This is a genomic window from Desulfovibrio sp. 1214_IL3152, assembly GCF_036763055.1.
Taxonomy (GTDB): domain Bacteria; phylum Desulfobacterota; class Desulfovibrionia; order Desulfovibrionales; family Desulfovibrionaceae; genus Desulfovibrio.
The window spans coordinates 1-5,537 of sequence record NZ_JBAIYW010000048.1 but is presented as its reverse complement, the minus strand read 5'-3'; the positions used below and the strand labels follow the sequence as shown (position 1 = coordinate 5,537).

Annotated in this window: 2 protein-coding genes and 2 pseudogenes; all 4 read left to right on the top strand. The window is 55.8% G+C overall.

The features are described 5' to 3' along the window. A pseudogene (locus V6C07_RS00935) lies at positions 1 to 326 on the top strand (molybdenum ABC transporter ATP-binding protein); the annotation flags it as partial. A 1,391-nt stretch (positions 327 to 1,717) separates the two neighbouring features. Next, positions 1,718 to 2,833, top strand: coding sequence for an alanine racemase (alr, locus tag V6C07_RS00930; RefSeq protein WP_333534526.1), 1,116 nt, complete (start codon positions 1,718 to 1,720; stop codon positions 2,831 to 2,833). Positions 2,834 to 3,054: 221 nt separating this feature from the next. Further along, the gene (locus V6C07_RS00925) at positions 3,055 to 4,461 is read left to right on the top strand and encodes an amino acid permease (protein ID WP_333534524.1); all 1,407 of its coding nucleotides are present in this window, start codon (positions 3,055 to 3,057) and stop codon (positions 4,459 to 4,461) included. A 484-nt stretch (positions 4,462 to 4,945) separates the two neighbouring features. Continuing rightward, positions 4,946 to 5,537, top strand: a pseudogene (locus V6C07_RS00920) (NAD(P)(+) transhydrogenase (Re/Si-specific) subunit alpha); the annotation flags it as partial.

Below are 5,537 nucleotides of genomic sequence, written 5' to 3'. Positions count from 1 at the left end.
TGCTGGCCCGTGCGGTCAATGCCGGGCCGGAGCTTCTGCTGCTTGACGAGCCTTTTTCGGCGCTGGACCCGCTGCTGCGGGAGCGTTTGCGCGAAGAACTGCTGGAACTCATTGCCGGGCTTACCATCCCGGCCGTTATCATTACCCACGACCCGGGCGATGTGGATGCTTTTGCGGGCAGCCTGATTTTGTATGACCACGGCCATGCCAGGCTGGTTCCAGATTATGCCGTGCAGCGGCGGGGATTTTCCGGTCCCGGGCATTGTCTGCGGCATTTGCAGGAGCAGGCGGCTGTTGTGGACCGTGTTCCGGAACAGCCTCTTTGATGTTGCCCTGGCGGCAGCCTGCCTGTACCTGAGCGTATTGCTTTTGCGCGTGTATCTCTCAAAGAGTTGCGGCACGCCCTGCGATGTTTGCCGACGCGCACATGTTGCTGCCGTTTTTCCTTATGCCCCCTGGGACAATGGCTGAAGCCGCCCTGCGTCCTTGGGGCGGGTGCCTGCTTCGCAGCCGTCAGGACATTTTCAGTGTGAAGCCGCCCCAGGGCGCGGCGCACACGGCCCCCGCGACTCCGGCCGTGCGCTGCCGCAATGCCGGTATCTGCCGTTGCGGCCCATAAGGCTTATTTTGGTTTACGCGGGTTTTGCGTCCGGCTGTCTCCGGCTTTCCGGCCTGGACATAGTGTCCCCGGAAGCGCATTTTCGGAGCAGGCCCCGCTGGCGCACCGTGCCGGCGTGCAGGACAGGCTCCGTGCCGGAGCCGCGTTTTACACCCTTCTGTTCGCGCGACCCGCCCTCCCCGCAAGTGATTTTTCAGCCGGCCTGTTCTGCTTTCGCCGCTGCCTGTGCAACATCCTGCTTTTTTGCCATAGAATCGTTTTTATGAATGTACGGCTGCGCCTGCCTCGGACCGTCAAAACAGGCCTTGCCGCCGATAAAGGACGCGGCAGCCTGTTCGTGCCTCGAATTTCCTGTTTCTCCATTTTTGCGGCAGGCGCTGGCCTGAATTTTTTGCACTTTCCATCTCATAAGAGGCAGCATTTAACTGTGTAAGAAACTGTGTAAGAAGTTGCCGCCACGGAGGGTGCAATATGATCTTTAAAAAAGTGTTGTGGTTATAGACAGTTGGATGGTAGCCTCTATTTACAAAAGTTTGTAAGTTCCATCTTGGGGGCGGCGGCGTCCTGCTGGTTGAACGCTCGACCTGCCGCCTCCTGTAGTCCGCATTCAGGGCGGATTTCTCCACGGGTGAGAGATGTTTTTTTCGGAAAAAACGAGACTCAAATCATCAGGCCGGACGGTTTTTTTGCCGGATTATTTTGGGCTGCTTGAAATTTTTTTTGATAACATACTGTTAGTAATGAAAGTTAAAAAAATAACAAAAAGCCCGTAGCGAGTAACATGCAAAATTTTTTGTAAACGTGGACACAAGCATGCTCGCATGGTATCACCTGCTCACAGTCTCATGTCCTGTTTTATGGCGTCAGTATGTGAAACTTAAGAACTTTTATATGAATGGTTCTGATTGCCGATTTTCTTGCCTCGGCGCTTAAAAAGGTGTTTGTACATTTTTAAAATTCATTTTCTATATTTTTTAAAATGTCATTAAAAGCACATGCTGCTTTTCAGATGCTGTTTTGGTGTTTCTGACGGTCTTACACGGATGAAAACCTGTATGTCCGGGCGGCTGCGGTGCACGCGCCGGCATAGGAGGAAACGTGGTCAGTTTTGACAGGCCCGTGTGGGCAGAGATAGACCTTGCGGCCTTTCGCCATAATCTGCGGCAGATCAAGTCGCTTCTAAAGCCCGGGACAATCTTCTGCCCCATCATCAAGGCGGACGGCTACGGGCATGGCGCCGTACCCTTGGCGCACGAAGCCGTCGCCCAGGGAGCGGGCTATCTTGGCGTGGCAATTCTGGACGAGGCCGCAGCCCTGCGCGCGGCGGGCATAACCCTGCCCATTCTCATTCTGGGCTATACGCCGCCCCAGGCCGCCCCGTTTGTGGTCAGCAACCACATTACCCAAACCATTTTCAGCAAGGAACAGGCCGATGCCCTTTCCGCCGCAGCGGGCAATCTGGGCATGACCGTCAAGGTGCACGTCAAGGTGGATACCGGCATGACCAGAATCGGCGTGCGGCCCGAAGAGGCTGCGGCGTTCTGTGCATATGTGGCCGGGCTTGAGAACGTGCATCTTGAGGGCATGTTTACGCATTTTGCCAGTTCCGACAGCGCCGACCGCGCATACTGCCTTGAACAGTTTGGGCTGTTCAAGGCTGCCCTGGCCGCTGTGGAGGCTTCGGGCATTCGACTGGGCATCCGGCACTGCGCCAACAGCGCCGCCATACTGTCCCTTCCCGAAGGTCATCTTGATATGGTCCGGGCGGGGATAATCCTTTATGGCCTCAAACCGTCCGACGAATGCCCCATGCCCATTGATCTGCGGCCCGTCATGCGCCTCAAGGCGCGGCTGGCAATGGTCAAGCAGGTTCCGCCCGGCGTGGGCGTGAGCTATGGCAGCATTTATCACACGCAGAAAGAGAGCAGCCTCGCCACCATCCCCATTGGCTATGCTGACGGCTACACACGCATGCTGAGCCGCAAGGCTCAGGTGCTGGTGCGCGGACGGCGCGCCCCGGTGGTAGGGCGCATATGCATGGATCAGTGCATGGCTGACGTAAGCCATGTGCCGCATGCCGCCGCCGGCGACGAGGTGCTTCTTTTCGGCGGACCCGAGCTGCCCGCAGACGAAATTGCCGCTCATCTCGGCACTATCAATTATGAAGTCGTCTGCATGGTGGGCAAGCGTGTGCCCAGAGTTTACGTGGAGTAAGAATTTTCCCCCATTGAAGTCACTTGCAACATCTTGCCCGAGGTGAATGCCGCTGCTTGTCGCGGTCATGAAACTTACGGTCATATGCGGATGACCGTGCCTCGTGCCGCAATCCACATACACAACATGCCAAAGAGGAAAAAGGAGGTCCCCCCACTCACAAACCCTCGTTGTCAAAGGATTCGCATTGAAATTCGTTCAAGGTTTTGCAAGGAGACCATATGTCGAGCGAAAACAAAGGTGTAACTGGTGAAAATCTAACCCGAGGGCTGGAATCGAGACATATCCAGCTTATTGCCATCGGCGGCGCCATCGGCGTGGGCCTGTTCCTGGGATCGAGCACGGCCATCAGAACCGCCGGTCCCGGTCTGCTGCTGTCCTATCTTATCGGCGGCATCATCATCTTCTTTGTCATGCGCGCGCTTGGCGAAGTGGCGGTGGCCTACCCCGTGTCAGGCTCATTCAGCGCCTATGCCAACATGTTTATGGGGCCGCGCATGGGCTACATAACCGGCTGGACTTACTGGTTTGTGTGGATCGTGACCGGTATGGCGGAAATTACGGCGGTCGGCGTATACTGCACATTCTGGTGGCCCGATTTGCCGCAATGGATACCAGCGCTGCTGGCGCTGGTGTGCATGACCACAGTCAACCTCATCTCGGTCAAGCTGTTCGGCGAGTTCGAGTTCTGGTTTGCCCTCATCAAGGTTGTGGTCATCATCGCCATGATTGCCATCGGTCTGGGCATCATTCTGTTCGGTATCGGGCATGGCGGCATTCCCACGGGCATCAGCAACCTGTATGCTCTCGAAGGCGGCTTTTTGCCCAACGGCATGACCGGCGTGTTCATGGCGCTTTCAATGGTCATGTTTGCCTTTGTGGGCATTGAGCTCATCGGCGTTACGGCCGGCGAGGCCTGCAATCCGGAAAAATCCATCCCCTCGGCCATCAACAAGGTGCTGTGGCGTATTCTGCTGTTCTATATAGGCGCTCTTTTCGTGATCATGAGCATCTTTCCCTGGAACGAGATCGGCGTACACGGCAGCCCCTTCGTGCTGACCTTCAAGAACATCGGCATTGCCGCGGCCGCGGGCATCATCAACTTCGTGGTTGCCACGGCGGCCCTGTCATCGTGCAACAGCGGGATCTACAGTAACGGCCGCATGCTGTACAATCTTGCCCTGCAAAAACGCGCCCCCCAGTATTTTGCGCAGACCAGCCGCGCAAACGTCCCCGCACGCGGCATTCTGGTTTCTTCGTGCATTATGCTTATCGGCGTGTTTCTGAACTATATCGTTCCCGAGGAAGTCTTTCTTATCGTAACCAGCGTGGCGACCTTTGCGGTTGTGTGGATCTGGGGAACCATCATCATTGTGCAGATGAAGTCCCGTGAGAGCAAAAGCCCCGAAGAGGCGGCTGCCGTCAAGTACAAGATGCCCTGGTATCCTTATTCCAACTATTTCGCACTGGTGGGGCTGGCTTGCGTTTATGTGATCCTGAGCCTTGGCGAGTCCACCCGCATTGCCATGATCGTGGGTCCTATATGGATTATCGGCATTAATGTGGTTTACAATCTGCTTGGCTGGAACAAAAAAGACATGCAGCCGGGCGTTGGCGCTGAAAACTAGAGCAATTTCAAAGTGAAATTGCTCTGGCGGCTGCATGAGCAGCCGCCCGCCGCAAAGATACAAGCGCAATTTACTTGAGCGGTTAAGCATCGAAGCGAGCGTGTCTTAAACTTTGAGAATGTACACTCTCAAAGTTAATCTGCTCCAGGGCAGTTTGCGCTGCTCGGCGCGGAATTCGAGTATACGTTCCGCATTGCCGAAACCGTGCAGGGCAACAGCCTTTGCACAAAATGCAGGACGCAACAGGGTGAAGCAGGCTGCCTTTGGGAATGTACATTCGCAGAGTGCAAGCCACGTCTGTTACGGCGGGTTGCCACGTAACCAAGCTGCGCCTCCACGACGAGCGTCTGCTACGAAACGGCCTGAGCATTGCAAATGAAAATGCTCCAAGATGTTTTGAATTGTTTGGGACGAGAGCGTACAGGGCGCTGGATGTCCGCATATGATTAACAAATTTATATAATTATCTTCAAGGAGCCTTACAATGAAGTTTCAGGGTATGACTATCGGTGTGCCGAAGGAAATCATGCACGGCGAACGCCGCGTGTCCGCGACTCCTGACACCGTCAAAAAGATGGTTGCCGACGGCGCCACGGTTCTTGTTGAAAAGGGCGCGGGCGACGGCGCTTTCTTTGCCGACAGCGCCTATGTTGAGGCCGGCGGCAAGATCATCGACGATGTTCAGGAAATCTTTGCCAAGGCTGACGTTATCCTGAAGGTGAAAGAGCCTCTGTTCAACGACAAGGTGAACAAGCACGAAGCGGAAATGGTGCGTGACGGTCAGTACCTGATCACCTTCCTGCACCCTGCGGCTCCCGTGAACCACGAAATGATGAAAAAGCTGGCCGCCACGGGCGTGATCAGCATCACGCTGGACGGCATTCCGCGTATTTCTCGCGCTCAGGGCATGGACGCCCTGACCTCCATGAGCACGGTTGCCGGTTACAAGGGCGTGCTGATGGCGGCCAACCGCCTTGCCAAGTTCATGCCCATGGTGGGTACGGCCGTGGGCGTCATCAAGCCTGCCAACGTGCTTGTGATCGGCACGGGCGTGGCGGGTCTTCAGGCAGTGGCCA

Excerpts from the sequence above, each read along its gene's own strand:
- V6C07_RS00925 (WP_333534524.1), top strand. The coding sequence starts at position 3,055 with ATGTCGAGCGAAAACAAAGGTGTAACTGGTGAAAATCTAACCCGAGGG.